We start from the raw sequence: 16,812 nt of genomic DNA, 5'->3' as shown, positions 1-16,812 counted from the left end.
CCGGGCTGCACGCCGAGCTCGGCGGCCACCCGGCGCATGGTGCAGAACTCCAGGCCGTAGGAGTCCAGCACGCGCAGGGAGCCCGCCACGACGTCGTCGAGGCTGTTCGCCACGGTGGTCTCTCCTCCCGGTCGGGTCGCGGATGTGCCACACTACCTGAACGGCGTTCACCTGAACGCTGTTCAGTCCCCTGGTCACCCCCCTGACCACCGGCCGAAGGACGCACGATGCCCAGCACCAGCACACCCCAGTCCGGCACCGCCTCGCCGCGCTCACGCCGCCTCACCACCACCGACCTCGCGCTCGTGGCGGTGTTCGCCGCCCTCACCGCGGTGTGCGCCGTGGTGGCCGCCCTGCCCTTCGGCGTCAACGGCGTGCCGGTCACCCTGCAGCTGTTCGCCGTCTTCCTGGCCGGCGGGGTGCTCGGCGCGCGGCGCGGGTTCCTGGCCATCGCGCTCTACCTGGCCCTGGGCGCGATCGGTCTGCCCGTGCTCGCCGGCGGCCAGGCGGGTCTCGCCCCGTTCGTCGGCGTCACCGCCGGGTACCTGTGGTCGTTCCCGTTCGTCGCCCTCGCGGTCGGCTTCGCGGTCGAGCGCGCCCGGGCCGCCGGCGTGGCCGTGACGGCCGCCGTCGTCGCCGTCGGGGGGCTGGTCGGCGAGGCGATCTGCTGGTTCGCCGGCGGTCTGGGCATCGCCCTCTACGCCGACACCCCGCTCTGGACGACGCTCAGGGGCGCCGCGGTCTACGTGCCGGCCGATCTGGTCAAGCTCGCCGTCGCCGCGGTCGTGGCCGCCGCCGTGCACCGCGCGTTCCCGCAGCTGCTCACGCGGCGATGACCCCGGCGAGCACCCCGTGACGGCTGGGCGAGACTGACCCCATGGCGACGATCGAGCTGACCGACGTCACCGTCACGGCACCCACCGCCGACGGTCACGTGACGCTGCTGCGGGACGTCAGCGCGCGCCTCACCGAGCAGCGGGTCGTCGTCGTGGGCGCCAACGGCTCGGGCAAGTCCACGCTCGCGCGGCTGGTGAACGGTCTGGTCACGGCGTCGACCGGCACCGTGCGGGTCGACGGGCTCGACGTGGCCACCGACGGTCCTGCGGTGCGTCGCCGCGTGGGCTTCGTGTTCACGCAGCCGTCCGCGCAGCTCGTGATGCCGACCGTGCTCGAGGACGTGGCGCTGTCGTTGCGCCGTCACGTCCCCGACAAGCGCGAGCGCGAGGCCCGCGCCCGTGCCGTGCTCGCCGACATCGGCCTGGGCGAGCACGCCGACACGTCGGTCCACGCGCTCTCGGGCGGTCAGCAGCAGATGCTGGCCCTCGCCGGCGTGCTCGCCTGCGAGCCGTCCGTCGTGGTCGCCGACGAGCCGACCACCCTGCTGGACCTGCGCAACGCCCGCGCGGTGGAGGAACGCCTGCTCTCCATGCCCCAGCAGCTCGTCCTCGTCACGCACGACCTCGCCCTCGCGCGACGCTGCGACCGGGCGCTCGTGGTCGAGGACGGGCGCGTGAGCGTCGACGCCGACCCGGAGGCCGCCGTCGCGCACTACGTCGAGAGCGCCCGGCGATGAGGCGGGCTCGATGAGGCGGCGTCGATGAGGCGGGCCCTCCCCCTGGGGCTGCACGTGCCCGGCGACTCGATCTGGCACCGGGTCCCGACCGGTCGCAAGCTGCTCGGGGTCGTGGTCGTCGGCGTGCTGGTGGTGGCCCTGCGCGGGCCCTGGCCACCGGTCGTCGCGCTCGGCCTCGCGACCGGCGTGGCCGTGCACGCCGGGGTGCCGTGGCGCTCGCTGGCCCTGGGGATCCGCCCGCTCCTCGTCGTGCTCGCCGTCCTGGCGGCCTTCCAGACGTGGCAGCGGGGCTGGCCGGTGGCCGTCGAGATCGTGGCGACGACGCTGACCCTCGTCGTGCTCGCCACGACCTTCACCGCGACGACCGCCACCGACGACCTGCTCGACGCGATCGTGCGCATCGCGGGCGTGCTGCGCCCCCTCGGGGTCGATCCCGAACGCGTCGCGCTCGCCTTCTCGCTGGCGATCTCCTCCATCCCCACCGTCATGACGCTGTTCGACGAGACCCGCGAGGCCGCGAAGGCCCGTGGCCTCGAGCGCAGCCCCCGCGCCACCCTCGCGCCGTTCGCCGTGCGCACGGTCGCCCACGCCCACGACGTCGGCGACGCCCTCGCCGCGCGCGGCCTCGGCGACTGACGGGCCCCCGATTCGGACACTTCCGGGGCGGTTGGAGGGGTTCGAACGCCCCGAAACTGTCCGAAACGCGCGTTCTGACGCGTTGGAGTCGATCGATCGCCGCGAGATCGACGCGAAGTCGCCACAACGCGGAGTGGGAGCGGGGGAGCTCGGACGAGCCCGACGCTCCCGCTCCGTCGAGGCCTTTCGGAGGCCGCCGCGAGACCCAGCCGCAGCAACGCAGCCCCGCCCCGACGCCCAGCCACAGCAACGCAGCCCCGCCCCGACGCCCAGCCACAGCGACGCAGCCCGACCGCGACCGACCGCCACTGCGCGACCCAGGCGCTACGGTCCTGGGATGGATGCGCTGCTCGGTGCCGTCGTCGGCGTGATCGTGACGGCGCTCGTGGGGCTCGTCTGGGTCCGGTCACGCCGCCCCGACGCCGCCCTCGGCGGGCCCGACGACCTGGCGACCTACGCCACCCTGCACACCGCCTCGCTGGCCGCTCCGGCCCTGCGGGCCGGGCTGGACGCCGACGGCGCAGCCGGCGCCCTGCCCCACGTCCGGGCCCTGCTGGGCGGGGCTCCCGCCGCACTGACCGACGGCACCGGCGTGCTCGCCTCCTCGGGCGAGGGCGACCACGCCCTGGCCGCGCCCCTCGTGGAGGCCGTGCTGGCCGAGGGCCGCACCCAGGCCTCCGACCGCGCGGTGGTCGCCCCGCTCGTGGTCGACGAGCTGGTCGTCGGCACGCTCGTGGTGCTCACGAGCCACCCCGCCGCCGGCATCGTCCGAGCCACCACCGAGGTGGCCCGCTGGATGTCCAGCCAGCTCGAGCTGAGCGAGCTGGCCGCGTCGCGGACCGCGCTCATGGAGGCCGAGCTGCGCGCCCTGCGGGCCCAGATCTCCCCCCACTTCATCTACAACTCCCTCGGCGCGATCGCCTCGTTCGTGCGGACCGACCCCGAGCGGGCGCGCGGCCTGCTCCTGGAGTTCGCGGACTTCACGCGCTACTCCTTCCGTCGCCACGGCGACTTCACGACCCTCGCCGACGAGCTGCTGTCGATCGAGCGGTACCTGGCGCTGGAGAACGCCCGCTTCGGGGACCGCCTGCGCGTGACGTCGAGCGTGGCGCCCGAGGTGCTCAACGTCGCCCTGCCCTTCCTGGCGGTGCAGCCCCTCGTCGAGAACGCGGTGCGCCACGGCATCGAGCCGAAGGACGGCCCCGGACACATCACGGTCGTCGCGCGCGACGTCGGCACCGCCTGTCTCATCGAGATCGAGGACGACGGCGTGGGCAGCGACCCCGACGTGGTGCGCGAGGCCCTCGCCGGTCGGGCGAGCGGCGGGTCGATCGGGCTGGCCAACGTCGACCAGCGCCTGCGCGCCGTCTACGGCAACGACCACGGGATCGTGGTCGAGACGGCCCCCGGCCTCGGCACGAAGGTCTCGCTGCGGATCCCGAAGTTCTCGCCCGACGCGCGGACGTGATGTCGCTCTACACTCCCCGGATGGACGACGTCGCCGGCACGCGCCACGCCGAGCCCGCTCCGGGCCTGCGCGCGCTCGTCGTCGACGACGAGCAGCCCGTGCTCGACGAGCTCGTCTACCTGCTCGGGCGCGACGACCGCGTCGGCGTCGTCGAGACGGCCCGCTCCGGGGCCGAGGCCCTGCGCAAGCTCGAGGCCGACCGGATCGACCTCGCGTTCCTCGACGTCGCGATGCCGGGCCTGTCCGGCATCGACGTGGCCCGCATCGTCGGGCAGTTCCGCACGCCGCCGCGGATCGTGTTCGTCACGGCGCACGACAACCACGCGGTCGACGCCTTCGAGCTGGGCGCCGTCGACTACCTCCTCAAGCCCATCCGCGAGGAGCGTCTGCGCGAGAGCATCCGGCGGGCCGTCGACGTCGGGGAGGCGACACCCGAGACCGACGAGACGATCCCCGTCGAGCTCGGTGGTGTGACCCGTTTCGTGCGGCGCTCCACCATCACGCACGTCGAGGCGCAGGGCGACTACGTGCGGCTGCACACCGCCGACGGCCACGGCCACCTGCTGCGCACCCCCCTGACCGGTCTCGTCGACGCCTGGTCCGACGCCGGCTTCGTGCGCATCCACCGCAGCATCGCCGTGAACCTCGCACACGTCCGCGAGGTCCGCATGCAGGCCGGCCGCTGCAGCGTGGTGGTGCCCCGCGGCGACGAGCTCACCGAGCTGCAGGTCTCGCGACGCCACACCCCGCTCCTGCGCGACCGGATCCACGACCGGAGCCGCTGACGTGGACGCGACGCCCGAGCAGCCCCCGTCGTCGGGGCGGGTGCGGATCACGAGCCCGCTGTCGACGGCCCCGGCGCACGTGCGCCGCAGCGCACGGGAGGAGATCGACGAGGAGACCGGCGTCGGCGAGGTGTACATCCGCTCGCTCGTGCGCACCCAGCTGCGCTCGGCGCTGGCCGTCGTCACGCTCCTGGCCGTGGGCATCGGGTCGCTGCCGCTCGCCTTCACGCTCCTGCCGGGCCTCGCCCGCACCCAGGTGGGACCGGTGCCGCTGCCGTGGATCGTCCTCGGCGTGCTCGTCTACCCCGCGCTGCTGCTCGTCGGCTGGGTGTACGTGCGGCGGGCCGAGCGCGCCGAGGCCGACTTCGCCGCCCTCGTCGAGGCGGCCGAGCACCGGTGAACACGTCCTACGCCGTGGCGGCCGTGGCGCTCGTGTCGATCGCCACGCTCGGCATCGGGGCCTTCGGCCTGCGGGTGAGCCGCACGACGAGCGACTTCTACGTGGCGTCGCGCTCGGTCTCACCGGCGCTCAACAGCTCGGCGATCGGCGGCGAGTACCTCTCGGCCGCCTCGTTCCTCGGGGTCGCCGGGCTCGTGCTCGCCTCGGGGCCCGACGTGCTCTGGTACCCGATCGGCTGGACCGCGGGGTACCTGCTGCTGCTCGTGCTCGTTGCCGCACCGCTGCGCCGCTCCGGTGCGTACACGATCCCGGACTTCGCGCAGGTCCGGCTGCAGTCGAAGGCGGTGCGTCGGGCGGCCACCCTCCTCGTGGTCGGCGTGGGCTGGCTGTACCTGATGCCGCAGTTCCAGGGCGCCGGGCTGACGCTGCGGACCGTCAGCGGCGCACCCGGCTGGCTGGGGATGGCCCTGGTCGCGACGATCGTCGTGGTCAACGTCGTGGCCGGCGGCATGCGGAGCATCACCTTCGTGCAGGCCTTCCAGTACTGGCTCAAGCTGACCGCCCTCCTCGTGCCCGCCGTCTTCCTGCTGCGCGCGTGGGCGCTCGACGGCGCCCCGTCCCCGGTCGCGCCCGAGGCCTGGTTCGAGCCGTGGGGCACCACGGACGCCCAGGGCCTCTACACGACGTACTCGGTGATGATCGCGACGTTCCTCGGCACGATGGGCCTGCCGCACGTGGTGGTGCGCTTCTACACGAACCCCGACGGTCATGCGGCGCGTCGCACCACGCTCATCGTGCTGGCACTGATCGGCGGCTTCTACCTCCTGCCGACCGTCTACGGGGTCCTCGGCCGGGTGTACGCCTCGGACCTGGTGACCTCCGGGCGGGCGGACACCGTGGTGCTCGAGCTGCCCGGACGGGTGCTCGGCGGTGGTCTCGGCGAGGTGCTCTCGGCCCTCGTGACCGCGGGGGCGTTCGCGGCGTTCCTCTCCACGTCCTCCGGGCTGACGATGGCGATCGCCGGCGTCGTCGGCCAGAGCCTCGCGTCGGCCGGCCCGCTGGCCGGGCGGGTCTCGCCCATCACGTCGCTGCGCCTCGCGGCGGCCGTCTGCGTGCTCGTGCCGCTGGGCCTCGCCCTCGTGGCCGAGCCGATCCCGGTCGCGAGCTCGGTGACGTTCGCCTTCGCCCTGGCCGCCTCGACGTTCTGCCCGCTGCTCGTGCTCGGGATCTGGTGGCGCGGGCTCACTGCGCCGGGTGCCCTGGCGGGCATGGCCGGGGGCGGCCTCAGCGCCCTGCTCGGCACCGTGGTGGCCATCTCCGCCCGTCCCGACGGCTGGGTGGGCACCCTCGCCGCACAGCCGGCCATGTGGAGCGTGCCCGTCGGCTTCGGCCTCATGATCGGCGTCTCGCTGCTCACGCGCGACCGCGTCCCGAGCACCGTCGCCCGCACCATGGTGCGCCTGCACACCCCCGAGCGCATCGACGTCCAGCGCTGACCCCTCCCCATCGGTGGATCCTCACCACCAGGGGCTGCATCGGTGGATCCTCGACCACGGACACCTCGCTGACGATCCACCCCTGGGTGGGAGAGAGCGACACCGCTCGTCGCGCGTGAACCGCCGCTCGTCGCACCGTCCGCGCCGCGCACCGCAGCCCTCGTGGCACCGACCGCACAGGAGTCGTTGTGACCTGGCGCACAGGTGTGCGCGCTCCCTAGCGTCGCTCCGTGGGACCCACGTCACACCGGCGACGGTTCCCTCCGGTCAGACATCCACCCCACGCAGAAGACGAGGTGCCCACCCGTGGCTGAGAAGATCACGCCCGAGGTCCATGCGGCCTACGAGCGCATCCATTCCACGCCGGAGTTCGCAGAGCTCCGGCGGCGGTACCTGAAGTTCGTCGTCCCGATGACGGTGACGTTCATGCTCTGGTACCTCCTCTACGTCGTGTGCTCGAACTGGGCGCCCGGATTCATGGGCACCAAGGTGTTCGGCAACATCAACATCGCCCTGCTGTTCGGCCTGCTGCAGTTCGCGACCACCTTCGGCATCGCCTGGTGGTACGCCCGCTACTCGGCCCGCGAGATGGATCCCATCGCGGGCGAGCTGCTCGTCGGCTTCGACAAGGAGGTCGGCCAGTGAGCACGCAGACCTTGATCGCCGCCGCCTCCTCGGACTCCGGCAGCCACCAGGCCCTCACGGCGACGCTGTTCCTCCTCGTCGTCCTCCTGACCGTCGGCATCACCTTCTGGGCAAGCCGCAACACCAAGACGGCCGCCGACTACTACGCCGGTGGACGGTCCTTCAGCGGCCTCCAGAACGGCTTCGCCATCGGCGGCGACTACATGTCGGCCGCCTCGTTCCTCGGCATCTCCGGCGCCATCGCGCTCTCGGGCTACGACGGCTTCCTGTACTCCATCGGGTTCCTCGTCGCCTGGCTCGTGGCGCTGCTGCTCATCGCCGAGCTCCTGCGCAACTCCGGCCGCTTCACCATGGCCGACCAGCTCGCCTACCGCATGCGGCAGCGGCCCGTCCGTACCGCGGCGGCCACGTCGACGATCGTCGTGTCGATCTTCTACCTCCTGGCCCAGATGGTCGGCGCGGGCGCCCTCGTGGCACTCCTGCTGGGCGTCGACTCCGCGGCGGCGAAGAACTTCACCATCGCCGGCGTCGGGGTGCTGATGATCGTGTACGTCGTGTTCGGTGGCATGAAGGGCACCACCTGGGTGCAGATCGTCAAGGCCGTGCTGCTGATGTTCGGCACGATCCTCATCTCCGCCCTCGTGCTCGCGAAGTTCAACTTCAACCTGTCCGACCTGCTCGGCCAGGCGGCCGACAACAGCGGCCAGGGCAGCGCCTTCCTCGAGCCCGGCCTCAAGTACGGCGTCAGCCTGACGAGCAAGATCGACTTCGTCTCGCTCGGCATCGCGCTGGTGCTCGGCACGGCCGGCCTGCCGCACATCCTGGTGCGCTTCTACACGGTGCCCACCTCCAAGCAGGCCCGCGTCTCGGTGCTCTGGGCGATCGGCATCATCGGCACCTTCTACCTGCTGACGCTCGTCCTCGGCTTCGGTGCCGCGGCGCTCGTCACGGGCGACGCGAAGGACCGCATCGTCGAGTCCGGCGGCAACCTGGCGTCCCCGCTGCTCGCGGAGGCCGTCGGTGGTGGCGCCGGCACGACAGGTGGCGCCATCCTGCTGGCCCTCATCTCGGCCGTCGCCTTCGCGACGATCCTCGCGGTGGTCGCCGGCCTGACGCTGACGTCGGCGTCGTCGGTCGCGCACGACCTGTACGCCAACGTGATCAAGAAGGGTGAGGTCACCGGGGCGCAGGAGGTGAAGGTGGCGCGGATCGCGGCCTTCTTCATCGGCGGCGTCGCGATCGCCCTGGCCATCCCCGGCCAGAAGCTCAACGTCGCCTTCCTGGTGGCGCTGGCCTTCGCGGTCGCGGCCTCGGCGAACCTGCCGGCCCTGCTCTACAACCTGTTCTGGAAGCGGTTCAACACCCGCGGAGCGACGTGGAGCATCTACGGCGGACTCGTGTCAGCCGTGGGGCTGGTCGTCTTCAGCCCCGTGGTGTCGGGCTCGGAGACGGCACTGTTCACGACGGTGGACTTCGCCTGGTTCCCGCTGCAGAACCCCGGCATCGTCTCGATCCCGTTCGGCTTCTTCATGGGCTGGCTGGGCACGGTCACCTCGAAGGAGACCGAGAGCGAGGCACGGTTCGCCGAGCTCGAGGTCCGGTCCCTCACCGGAGCGGGCGCCGAGAAGTGACGTCGCGGGGGCCCGGTTCGCGCCGGGCCCCCGCAGGCGCAAGGGTGGGGTCGGGACGTGTCCAGGGGCGTCCCGACCCCGCACGACGACACCGCCACCACGGCACCGGTGCAGCGACCTCGGTGCCGGCGAACGGGCAACCCCCGCGCAACCGCAGTTGAAGCACCCTGTCACCTGAGCCACCATGCAGACGTACCCCCTGATCGAGGAGAACCTTGTGAGCGAGCACGGCATCAGCAACCTGTCCCGTGAGGACCGCGTCTTCGAGCCCCCCGCCGACCTGGCCGCGCAGGCCAACGTGAAGGCCGACGTGTACGAGTCCGCCGACGCCGACCGCCTCGGCTTCTGGGCCGACGCCGCGCACCGCCTGACGTGGGGCACCGACTTCGAGGAGGTGCTCGACTGGAGCAACCCGCCCTTCGCGAAGTGGTTCGTGGGCGGGAAGCTGAACGTGGCGTACAACTGCGTCGACCGCCACGTCGAGAACGGCGACGGCGAGAAGGTGGCCCTGCACTTCGTCGGCGAGCCCGGCGACACGCGCGACCTGACCTACGCCCAGCTCAAGGACGAGGTGTCCAAGGCCGCCAACGCCATCGAGGAGCTCGGCGTCGAGGCCGGCGACCGGATCGCCATCTACATGCCGATGATCCCCGAGGCCGTCATCGCGATGCTCGCCTCGGCACGCGTCGGCGCCGTCCACACCGTCGTCTTCGGCGGCTTCTCCTCCGACGCGCTCGCGAGCCGGGTCGAGGACTGCGAGGCCAAGCTGGTCATCACCGCCGACGGCGGCTACCGCCGCGGCAAGGCCTCCGCGCTCAAGCCTGCGGTCGACGACGCGCTGGCGAAGCTGGGCGACGCCTCGCCCGTCGAGAACGTGCTCGTGGTCCGCCGCACCGGCGAGGACGTCCCGTGGAACGGTGACGTCGACGTGTGGTGGCACGAGGTCGTCGACGAGTCGTCCACCGACCACCGCTTCACCGAGTTCGACAGCGAGCACCCGCTCTTCGTCATGTACACGTCGGGCACCACGGGCAAGCCCAAGGGCATCCTGCACACGTCGGCCGGCTACCTGACCCAGGCGGCGTACACGTTCTGGGCGACGTTCGACCACAAGAGCGACGACGTGTACTGGTGCACCGCCGACGTCGGCTGGATCACCGGACACTCCTACATCACGTACGGCCCGACGGCGAACGGCGCCACGCAGGTGCTCTACGAGGGCACCCCCGACACCCCGCACAAGGGCCGCTGGTGGGAGATCATCGCCGACAAGAAGGTCAGCCTCTTCTACACCGCGCCCACCGCGATCCGCACGTGCATGAAGTGGGGCGAGCAGATCCCCGCCGAGCACGACCTCTCGAGCCTGCGGATCCTCGGCACGGTCGGTGAGTCGATCAACCCCGAGGCCTACGTCTGGTACCGCGACACCATCGGCGCCGGGGCGACCCCGATCGTCGACACGTGGTGGCAGACCGAGACCGGCGCCCACATGATCACCCCCCTGCCCGGCGTCACCGCCTCCAAGCCGGGATCGGCGATGACGGCGTTCCCCGGCATCACCGCCGAGGTCGTCGACGACGCCGGCAACCCCGTCGGCAACGGCGAGGGCGGCTACCTGGTGATCACCGAGCCGTGGCCGTCGATGCTCCGCACCATCTGGGGCGACGACGACCGCTACGAGGAGACCTACTGGTCGCGGTTCAAGGCCCAGGGCTACTACTTCGCCGGCGACGGCGCCAAGAAGGACGACGACGGCGCCATCTGGCTGCTCGGCCGGGTCGACGACGTCATGAACGTCTCGGGCCACCGGCTCTCGACCACCGAGATCGAGTCGGCGCTCGTCTCGCACCCGAAGGTCGCCGAGGCGGCCGTGGTCGGTGCCGCCGACGAGACCACCGGCCAGGCCGTGTGCGCGTTCGTCATCCTCCGCGAGTCCGCGGGTGACGGGGGCGAGGACGTGGTCGCCGAGCTGCGCAACCACGTGGCCAAGGAGATCGGCCCGATCGCCAAGCCGCGCCAGATCATGGTCGTGCCCGAGCTGCCCAAGACCCGGTCGGGCAAGATCATGCGCCGCCTGCTGCGCGACGTCGCCGAGAACCGCGAGGTCGGCGACGCCACCACCCTGGCCGACTCGTCGGTGATGGACCTCATCTCCGCCGGCATCGGCGACAGCAAGAACCAGGAGGACTGACCTCCCGGTCCACGCTCGCCACGACGCCCCCACGCCACCCGGTGCGGGGGCGTCGTGCTGGTGCGACGTGCAGGGGTCGGGGAATCGACAGCACGGGGTCAGGTTCCGTTCAGCCGTTCCTCATCCGGGCCGGGGAGGCTGGAGCCATGGACTCCTCATCCCGCATCGACATCGTGTTCGCTGCCTCGGTGGTCGCCGGGGCCTCCCTCACGGGCGTGCTGCTGCGCCTCCTCGGCGCCTGACCCATCTTCCTGATCGTCGTCGCGGCCCGCCGGTGGCCGCGCGCCACACCGCTGACCGCCGGTAGGGTCGTCCCATGAGCGAGCGCCAGCGAGCGAAGCACCGACACGTCATGACGACACGCCCGTACCATGCTCCTTCGACGGGGGTGGCGTCATGAGTCATCGCGAGCCCGTGCGACCGATCCAGCCGGAGCAGCAGGACGAGCCGACGATCGGTCGGCTCGTCGCCGACGCCAGTCGTGACATCTCCGCGCTCGTCCAGTCCGAGATCGCCCTGGCCAAGAGCGAGCTCGTGGTCAGCGCGAAGGCCGGCGGCGTGGGCGCGGCACTCTTCGCCGTCGCCGGGTTCATCGGGCTGCTGGTGATCATCCTGGTCTCGATCGCCTTCGCGTTCCTGCTGTCGATGACCGGCCTGCACCCCGCGTGGTGCTTCCTGATCGTGGCCGGCGCCTACGTGCTGCTCGCCGGCGTCCTGGTCCTGGTGGGCGTGCGGCTCATGAAGAAGATCCGCGCACCGCAGAAGACGATCGCCACCGCCAAGCAGATCCCCGCGGCGCTCAAGGGCCAGCACCAGGGAAGCGGCGCGGCCCGACGCTAGAGCCGGCCGCTACGCGCGCCGCCCCACGAGCGCGCCGACCACGCCGAGCACGACCGCCACGGCCCCGCCGAGGGCGGTCCAGACGAGCCACCCGTCGAACGACGTCACGCCGACGTCGGCCAGGGCGCGGAGCAGGTCGGCCTGCAGGCCGCTCGCACCGGCGTCGGAGACCGCGCGGTCACGCACGAGCCGCGCGAGGGCGGCGTCGGCGCCCGCGGCCACGGCCGCGCCGACCCCGAGCCAGACGAGGACGACGGAACGACGCCGGGCCGCCAGCAGCGCCACCGCCGCGGCGACCGCCGCCACCGCCCCGGCACCCAGCGCCAGGCGCGGGCTCGCGTCGACGGCACGCAGCGAGGTGCCCGACGGGCCGCCGGCCACCTCCACCACCAGCTGGTCGGGCGCCTGCACCAGGCCGTCGGAGCGGTCGGCCACCAGGGCGGCGAGCGGGGCGAGGTCGAGCGGGACGGTCGAGGGGGCCGAGCCGGCGGCCGGGTCGTCGAGCAGGGCGGCGTGCGTGCGTCGCAGCGTCTCCTCCCAGGCGGCGGCGACGCGGCGGTCGGCGAGGGCGCGGTCCGCCGCCTCCTCGAGCAGACGACGTCCGGACTCGGCCACCTGCGAGGGCAGGCCGGCCTGCTCCACGAGCCGGTCGGCCACGAGGGCCGCGGCACTGTCGCGCACCGCGGCCGTCCCGGTCACGTCGCGCGACAGCGAGACGAACCCCTCCTCGTCCTCGACGTAGGTGCTCGTCCAGGCCGCCGGGAGGGCGACGGCGAGCGCCACCACGGCCACGAGCCCGGCCACCGTGGCCAGCAGTCCGCGCATCAGGCACACCTCCCGGTGTCGACGGCCCGGTCGGCGGAGATGCCTTCGCGTGCGTCGTCCTGCGCCTGCTCGGCGGTGACGGCGTAGCCGGTGGAGCTGTCGGACACCGAGGCCGCGAAGATGACGCCGAGCACCGCGCCGTCGGTGCTCACGAGCGGTCCGCCGGAGTTGCCGGAGCGGACCAGGCTGCGCACCGAGAACGCCTCGCGCAGCACCTGTCCGCGGTCGTAGATGTCGGGGCTGCGCAACGTGAGCTGCGAGCGGATCCGGGCCGCCCGCGCGTCGAACGGTCCGTTCTCGGGGTAGCCCAGCACAGCCGCCTCCTGGCCGGCCACACCGGAGGTGTCGAGCTCGAGGGCGGGCACGCCGAGGTCGTCGGTGGCGATCACGGCGAGGTCGAGCTCGGGGTCGAAGACGACGACGCGCCCGTCGAGGCGCCGCTCGCCCTCGACCGTGACGGTCGGGTCGTCGACCCCGGCCACGACGTGGGCGTTGGTCATGACGCGACCCGGGGCGTACACGAACCCCGACCCCTCGATGCCCCGCCCGCACTCGGCCGAGCCGAGGATCTTGACCACGCTGCGCGACGCCTCACGCACCCCCGGCTGCGAGAGCGTGGCGTCGTCGGGCGGTCCGACGGCCGTGATGGTCTCGTCGGCGAACGGGTCGATGTACCGCGGGAAGAGGTTCGCGTCGAGGGTCCGGCTGAAGGCACGCAGCGTGTCGGTGGCGGCACCGGGCATGACGGAGTCGACCTTGGCCAGCACGGTGGAGTCGCGCGACGCCTTGGCCAGGTACGGGATGGAGGTGCCGCTGACCGCGTAGCCGAGCGCCCAGGACGCGACGAGGACCGCGACCATGCTCAGCGCGGCACCGCCGACCGCGTCGACCGCGCGCAGGGGCGAGGCCCTGAGGCCGCCGCGCAGGTCGGTGCCGACGTACGTGCCGACCGCCTGCCCGACGGCGGCCGCGCCGATGACGATGCCGAGGCCCAGCAGCGAGGTGGTCAGGGAGGGGTCCTGCCGGTCGAGCAGGCGCGGGACGAGCCAGATGGCGCCGGCGCCGCCGACCACGAGGCCCGTGGTGGCCACCAGGTTGACCACGAACCCCTGCACGTACCCCGAGACCGCGTAGGCCACGAGCAGGACGGCGATGATGACGTCGAGGGAGCTCATGACGACGCCTCCGGCGGCTCGGGCAGGGCGCGGGTCACGGTGTCGTCCCACGGCTCGGCCCAGCCGAGCCGCTCGAACAGCCTCGAGATGATGCCGGCGGTGAAGCCCCACAGCGGCATCTCGGTGCCGATCTCGAACGCCGGACCGCGCCAGCCCGACGGGTGCTCGACGCTGAACCGGTTGTCGGGGTCGACGAGCAGCCGGAGGGGGTGGTGGATCACGTGCCCCACCTCGGCCGCCGAGACCGGCTCGAGCCGACGCGGCGCCGACCAGTAGCCGAGCACCGGGGTCACGGCGAAGTTGCTGGGCGGCAGCCAGAGCGTGGGGAGCGTGCCGAAGACCGTGACCTGGGCGGGGTCGAGCCCGACCTCCTCCTGGGCCTCGCGCAGGGCCGTGGCCGCCGCGTCGGCGTCGTCGGGGTCGCACGCCCCGCCCGGGAAGGAGATCTGGCCGGCGTGGTTGCGCAACGTCGGCGCGCGCTCGGTGAGCAGCAGCTCGGGACCGTGCTCACCGTCGGCGAAGCAGATGAGGACGGCGGCCGGTCGGGCGTCGGGCGGAGGGTGCGGGAACCGGGGTGCCAGCTGCTCGGCCTGCACCGAGCCGGCCAGGTCGGCGAGCGGCACGAGCCAGTCGGGAAGCCCGGACGGCGTGGGGCCGTCGGCCGGCGCGCGCCCCGCGGAGGCCTCAGGGCTCACGGCTGGACCTCCAGGTGCTGACGGACGGCGGCGGTCAGGTCGTCGTACGAGGTGAACGGGACCCGCTCGGTGGCGACCATTCTTCCCTGCGCGTCGACGAAGACCGTCTGCGGCAGGCCGACGACGCGCAACGGACCGCGCGTGGTGGAGTCCGGGTCGACGAGCTGGGGATAGGTGACGCCGGCGTCGGACGCGAGCCGCACGGCCGCCTCCGGGTCGCTGTCCTGCACGTCGATCCCGACGACGGTGAGCCGGTCCCCGGTCCGCTCGTCGAGCCGGGCGAGCAGCGGGAGCTCCTCGCGGCAGGGCTTGCACCAGCTGGCCCACAGGTTCACGACCGCCGGTCCGCGCAGGCGGGAGAGGTCGACCGTGCCGTCGGCGCCGAGGCACGCCAGCTCGAGCTCGGGAAGGGCGGCGTCACCGGAGGCGGGGGCGTCGTCGAGGCGCAGGTCGGAGCACGGGCGGATGCCGGCGTCCTGGGCCGCGGCGCGCGCCGCGGTGGTGTCGGGGTCTGCGGCGGGGGCGCCGGGACCGGCCGTGCCGCCGAAGGTCGGCTTGTCCGGTCCGGTGTCGACGTCGCTGCAGGCGGTGAGCAGCAGGGCCGTCGCGACGACGGCGATGGCGAGCCTCCTCACGCGCGGCCCTGCGTGGTGACCAGCTTCTCGGCCTCGACGGGATCGGTGGGTCCGGCGCCGAAGGCCGGGCACCAGTGGGCCACGGGGCAGGCGCCACAGGCCGGCTTGCGGGCGTGGCAGCGGCGGCGTCCGTGCCAGATGAGGCGGTGGCTGAGCATCGTCCAGTCCTTGCGGGGGAACAGCGCGGCCACGGCGTGCTCGGTCCTGACCGGGTCCTTGGCCGTCACCGGGTCGACCCACTCGAAGCGCTGCACGAGCCGCGCGAAGTGCGTGTCGACGGTCAGGCCCGGCACGTCGAACGCGTTGCCCAGCACCACGTTGGCGGTCTTGCGTCCCACCCCGGGCAGCGTGACCAGGTCGCGCAGCCGGGGCGGCACCTCGGCGTCGAACCGCTCGACCAGGGCCGCGGCGAGCCGGACGACGCTGTCGGTCTTGGCCCGGTAGAAGCCCGTCGACCGGATGATCTCCTCGACGTGCTCGCGCGGGGCGGCCGCGAGCGCGGTGGCGTCGGGGTAGGCGGCGAAGAGGACCGGCGTGACCGCGTTGACCCGCCGATCCGTGGTCTGAGCCGACAGCACGGTCGCGACGAGGAGCTCGAACGGGGTGGCGAAGTCGAGCTCGCAGCCTGCCTCCGGATAGGTCTCGGCGAGCACCCGGTGGGTCTTGCGGGCCCGGCGCACGAGGCTCGTCGGAGGCTTGGGGGAACCCCCGAGGGCGACGTCCGGCACGATGCCAGAGTACGTGGCGACACCGACACCGGCCCGGCGTGTGGCAATCGGGCGCCTGGTAGGACAGACTGTGACCGACTCAACAGCCGATAAGGATGCCTGTGAACGACGACGTGCTGCGCCAAGCGCCGCTCTTCTCCGGTCTCGACGACGATGCCGCAGGAGCCCTCGAGGCCTCGATGACCCCGCTCAGCCTGAAGCGTGGCGAGGTCCTCTTCAACGAGGGTGACGACGGCAACCAGCTGTACGTCGTCACCGACGGCAAGATCAAGCTCGGGCGCACGTCGCCCGACGGACGGGAGAACCTGCTCGCGATCCTCGGGCCCGGACAGATGTTCGGCGAGCTGTCGTTCTTCGACCCCGGACCGCGTTCGGCCACGGCCACCTCCGTCACCGACGTGACGGTCCAGAGCCTCAGCCACGAGGCGCTCACCCCGGTCCTGTCGAGCCACGCCGAGGTCGCGATGGCGCTGCTCAACCAGCTCGCCGGGCGCCTGCGCCGCACCAACGAGGTCGTCGGCGACCTCGTGTTCTCCGACGTCCCGGGTCGTGTCGCCAAGGCCCTGCTCGACCTCGCGAGCCGCTTCGGGCGCAAGGCCGAGGACGGCGTGCACGTCAACCACGACCTCACGCAGGAGGAGCTGGCCCAGCTCGTCGGCGCCTCGCGCGAGACGGTCAACAAGGCCCTCGCCGACTTCGCCTCGCGCGGCTGGCTGCGCCTGGAGCCCCGCTCCGTGGTCATCCTCGACCTCGAGCGTCTGCAGCGTCGCGCGCGCTGACCCCGTTCGACCGCGAGCCCCGGGACCTGCTGGTCCCGGGGCTTCGTCGTGCGCGACGCCTTTCGTCCTGCGGCTGCGTCTCGGCCTGCGGCTGCGCCTCGTGGGCTGGGTCTCGGCCTGCGGCTGCGCCTCGTGGGCTGGGTCTCGGCCTGCGGCTGCGCTCCCTTCGGCTGGGTCTCGGCTCGGCCTCCGAAAAGGCCTCGACCGGCGGACGGGCTCACGCTCGGCCGAGTTCCGATGCTGCGGGCTGGTCCTGGGGCGTCGGAGGTAGGTGACGCACCGACCCGGGGCGTCAGAGGTAGGTGACGCA

17 protein-coding genes are annotated in these 16,812 nt (G+C 72.8%); 12 read left to right on the top strand and 5 right to left on the bottom strand.

Translation table 11 applies throughout. From position 1 onward, the window contains the following. Positions 1 to 227 precede the first annotated feature (227 nt). From ASF38_RS00445 to ASF38_RS00395, 11 genes are all read left to right on the top strand, one after another. Entirely contained in the window at positions 228 to 836 is a 609-nt protein-coding gene (locus tag ASF38_RS00445) for a biotin transporter BioY (RefSeq protein WP_056572908.1), read from the top strand. A gap of 41 nt (positions 837 to 877) precedes the next feature. After that, positions 878 to 1,573, top strand: a complete 696-nt coding sequence (locus ASF38_RS00440) for an energy-coupling factor ABC transporter ATP-binding protein (RefSeq protein ID WP_055969713.1) — start codon at positions 878 to 880, stop codon at positions 1,571 to 1,573. Positions 1,574 to 1,597: 24 nt separating this feature from the next. Beyond that, positions 1,598 to 2,209, top strand: a complete 612-nt coding sequence (locus ASF38_RS00435; protein ID WP_056572905.1) for an energy-coupling factor transporter transmembrane protein EcfT — start codon at positions 1,598 to 1,600, stop codon at positions 2,207 to 2,209. 337 nt (positions 2,210 to 2,546) lie between these two features. After that, positions 2,547 to 3,677 (top strand): sensor histidine kinase, encoded by a 1,131-nt coding sequence (locus ASF38_RS00430; RefSeq protein ID WP_055969719.1) that lies wholly within the window; start codon positions 2,547 to 2,549, stop codon positions 3,675 to 3,677. 20 nt (positions 3,678 to 3,697) lie between these two features. Continuing rightward, positions 3,698 to 4,462, top strand: a complete 765-nt coding sequence (locus ASF38_RS00425) for a LytTR family DNA-binding domain-containing protein (protein ID WP_056573107.1) — start codon at positions 3,698 to 3,700, stop codon at positions 4,460 to 4,462. Between the two features lies 1 nt (position 4,463). After that, complete coding sequence (locus ASF38_RS00420; protein WP_055969724.1) at positions 4,464 to 4,862, top strand: hypothetical protein; 399 nt, start codon at positions 4,464 to 4,466, stop codon at positions 4,860 to 4,862. Continuing rightward, positions 4,859 to 6,358 carry a cation acetate symporter gene (locus tag ASF38_RS00415; RefSeq protein ID WP_055969727.1) on the top strand — a complete coding sequence of 500 codons (1,500 nt, stop codon included), beginning with the start codon at positions 4,859 to 4,861 and terminating at the stop codon, positions 6,356 to 6,358. The genes ASF38_RS00420 and ASF38_RS00415 overlap by 4 nt, the downstream gene beginning before the upstream one ends. Before the next feature lie 306 nt (positions 6,359 to 6,664). Beyond that, the gene (locus tag ASF38_RS00410) at positions 6,665 to 7,003 is read left to right on the top strand and encodes a DUF485 domain-containing protein (RefSeq protein WP_082480128.1); all 339 of its coding nucleotides are present in this window, start codon (positions 6,665 to 6,667) and stop codon (positions 7,001 to 7,003) included. Continuing rightward, positions 7,000 to 8,634 carry a cation acetate symporter gene (locus ASF38_RS00405; protein WP_055969731.1) on the top strand — a complete coding sequence of 545 codons (1,635 nt, stop codon included), beginning with the start codon at positions 7,000 to 7,002 and terminating at the stop codon, positions 8,632 to 8,634. Before ASF38_RS00410 ends, ASF38_RS00405 begins: the two co-directional genes overlap by 4 nt. 184 nt (positions 8,635 to 8,818) lie before the next feature. Then, positions 8,819 to 10,825 carry an acetate--CoA ligase gene (acs, locus tag ASF38_RS00400; RefSeq protein WP_200914345.1) on the top strand — a complete coding sequence of 669 codons (2,007 nt, stop codon included), beginning with the start codon at positions 8,819 to 8,821 and terminating at the stop codon, positions 10,823 to 10,825. A gap of 396 nt (positions 10,826 to 11,221) precedes the next feature. Further along, positions 11,222 to 11,665, top strand: coding sequence for a phage holin family protein (locus ASF38_RS00395; RefSeq protein ID WP_055969992.1), 444 nt, complete (start codon positions 11,222 to 11,224; stop codon positions 11,663 to 11,665). Positions 11,666 to 11,674: 9 nt separating this feature from the next. Here ASF38_RS00395 and ASF38_RS00390 read toward each other — a convergent pair whose 3' ends face one another. Genes ASF38_RS00390 through nth form a run of 5 tightly spaced genes read right to left on the bottom strand, consistent with a single transcriptional unit; the run spans position 11,675 to position 15,723 of the window. Continuing rightward, entirely contained in the window at positions 11,675 to 12,490 is an 816-nt protein-coding gene (locus tag ASF38_RS00390) for a hypothetical protein (RefSeq protein ID WP_056572902.1), read from the bottom strand. Continuing rightward, positions 12,490 to 13,665, bottom strand: a complete 1,176-nt coding sequence (locus ASF38_RS00385) for a MarP family serine protease (protein ID WP_055969997.1) — start codon at positions 13,663 to 13,665, stop codon at positions 12,490 to 12,492. The genes ASF38_RS00390 and ASF38_RS00385 overlap by 1 nt, the downstream gene beginning before the upstream one ends. After that, entirely contained in the window at positions 13,662 to 14,360 is a 699-nt protein-coding gene (locus ASF38_RS00380; protein WP_055970000.1) for a CoA pyrophosphatase, read from the bottom strand. The genes ASF38_RS00385 and ASF38_RS00380 overlap by 4 nt, the downstream gene beginning before the upstream one ends. Continuing rightward, entirely contained in the window at positions 14,357 to 14,995 is a 639-nt protein-coding gene (locus tag ASF38_RS17340; protein WP_056572898.1) for a TlpA disulfide reductase family protein, read from the bottom strand. The genes ASF38_RS00380 and ASF38_RS17340 overlap by 4 nt, the downstream gene beginning before the upstream one ends. Continuing rightward, complete coding sequence (gene nth / locus ASF38_RS00370; RefSeq protein ID WP_055970006.1) at positions 14,992 to 15,723, bottom strand: endonuclease III; 732 nt, start codon at positions 15,721 to 15,723, stop codon at positions 14,992 to 14,994. The genes ASF38_RS17340 and nth overlap by 4 nt, the downstream gene beginning before the upstream one ends. A 101-nt stretch (positions 15,724 to 15,824) precedes the next feature. On the opposite strand from nth, the gene ASF38_RS00365 reads away from it, so the two are divergent. Next, a complete protein-coding gene (locus tag ASF38_RS00365; protein WP_055970009.1) occupies positions 15,825 to 16,502 on the top strand; it encodes a Crp/Fnr family transcriptional regulator in 678 nt (225 codons plus the stop codon). Positions 16,503 to 16,812: the final 310 nt, after the last annotated feature.

Source organism: Aeromicrobium sp. Leaf272 (assembly GCF_001422865.1).
Classification (GTDB): domain Bacteria; phylum Actinomycetota; class Actinomycetes; order Propionibacteriales; family Nocardioidaceae; genus Aeromicrobium.
Note: the sequence above shows the minus strand (reverse complement) of the source record. Positions and strands in the feature narration are given on the sequence as shown.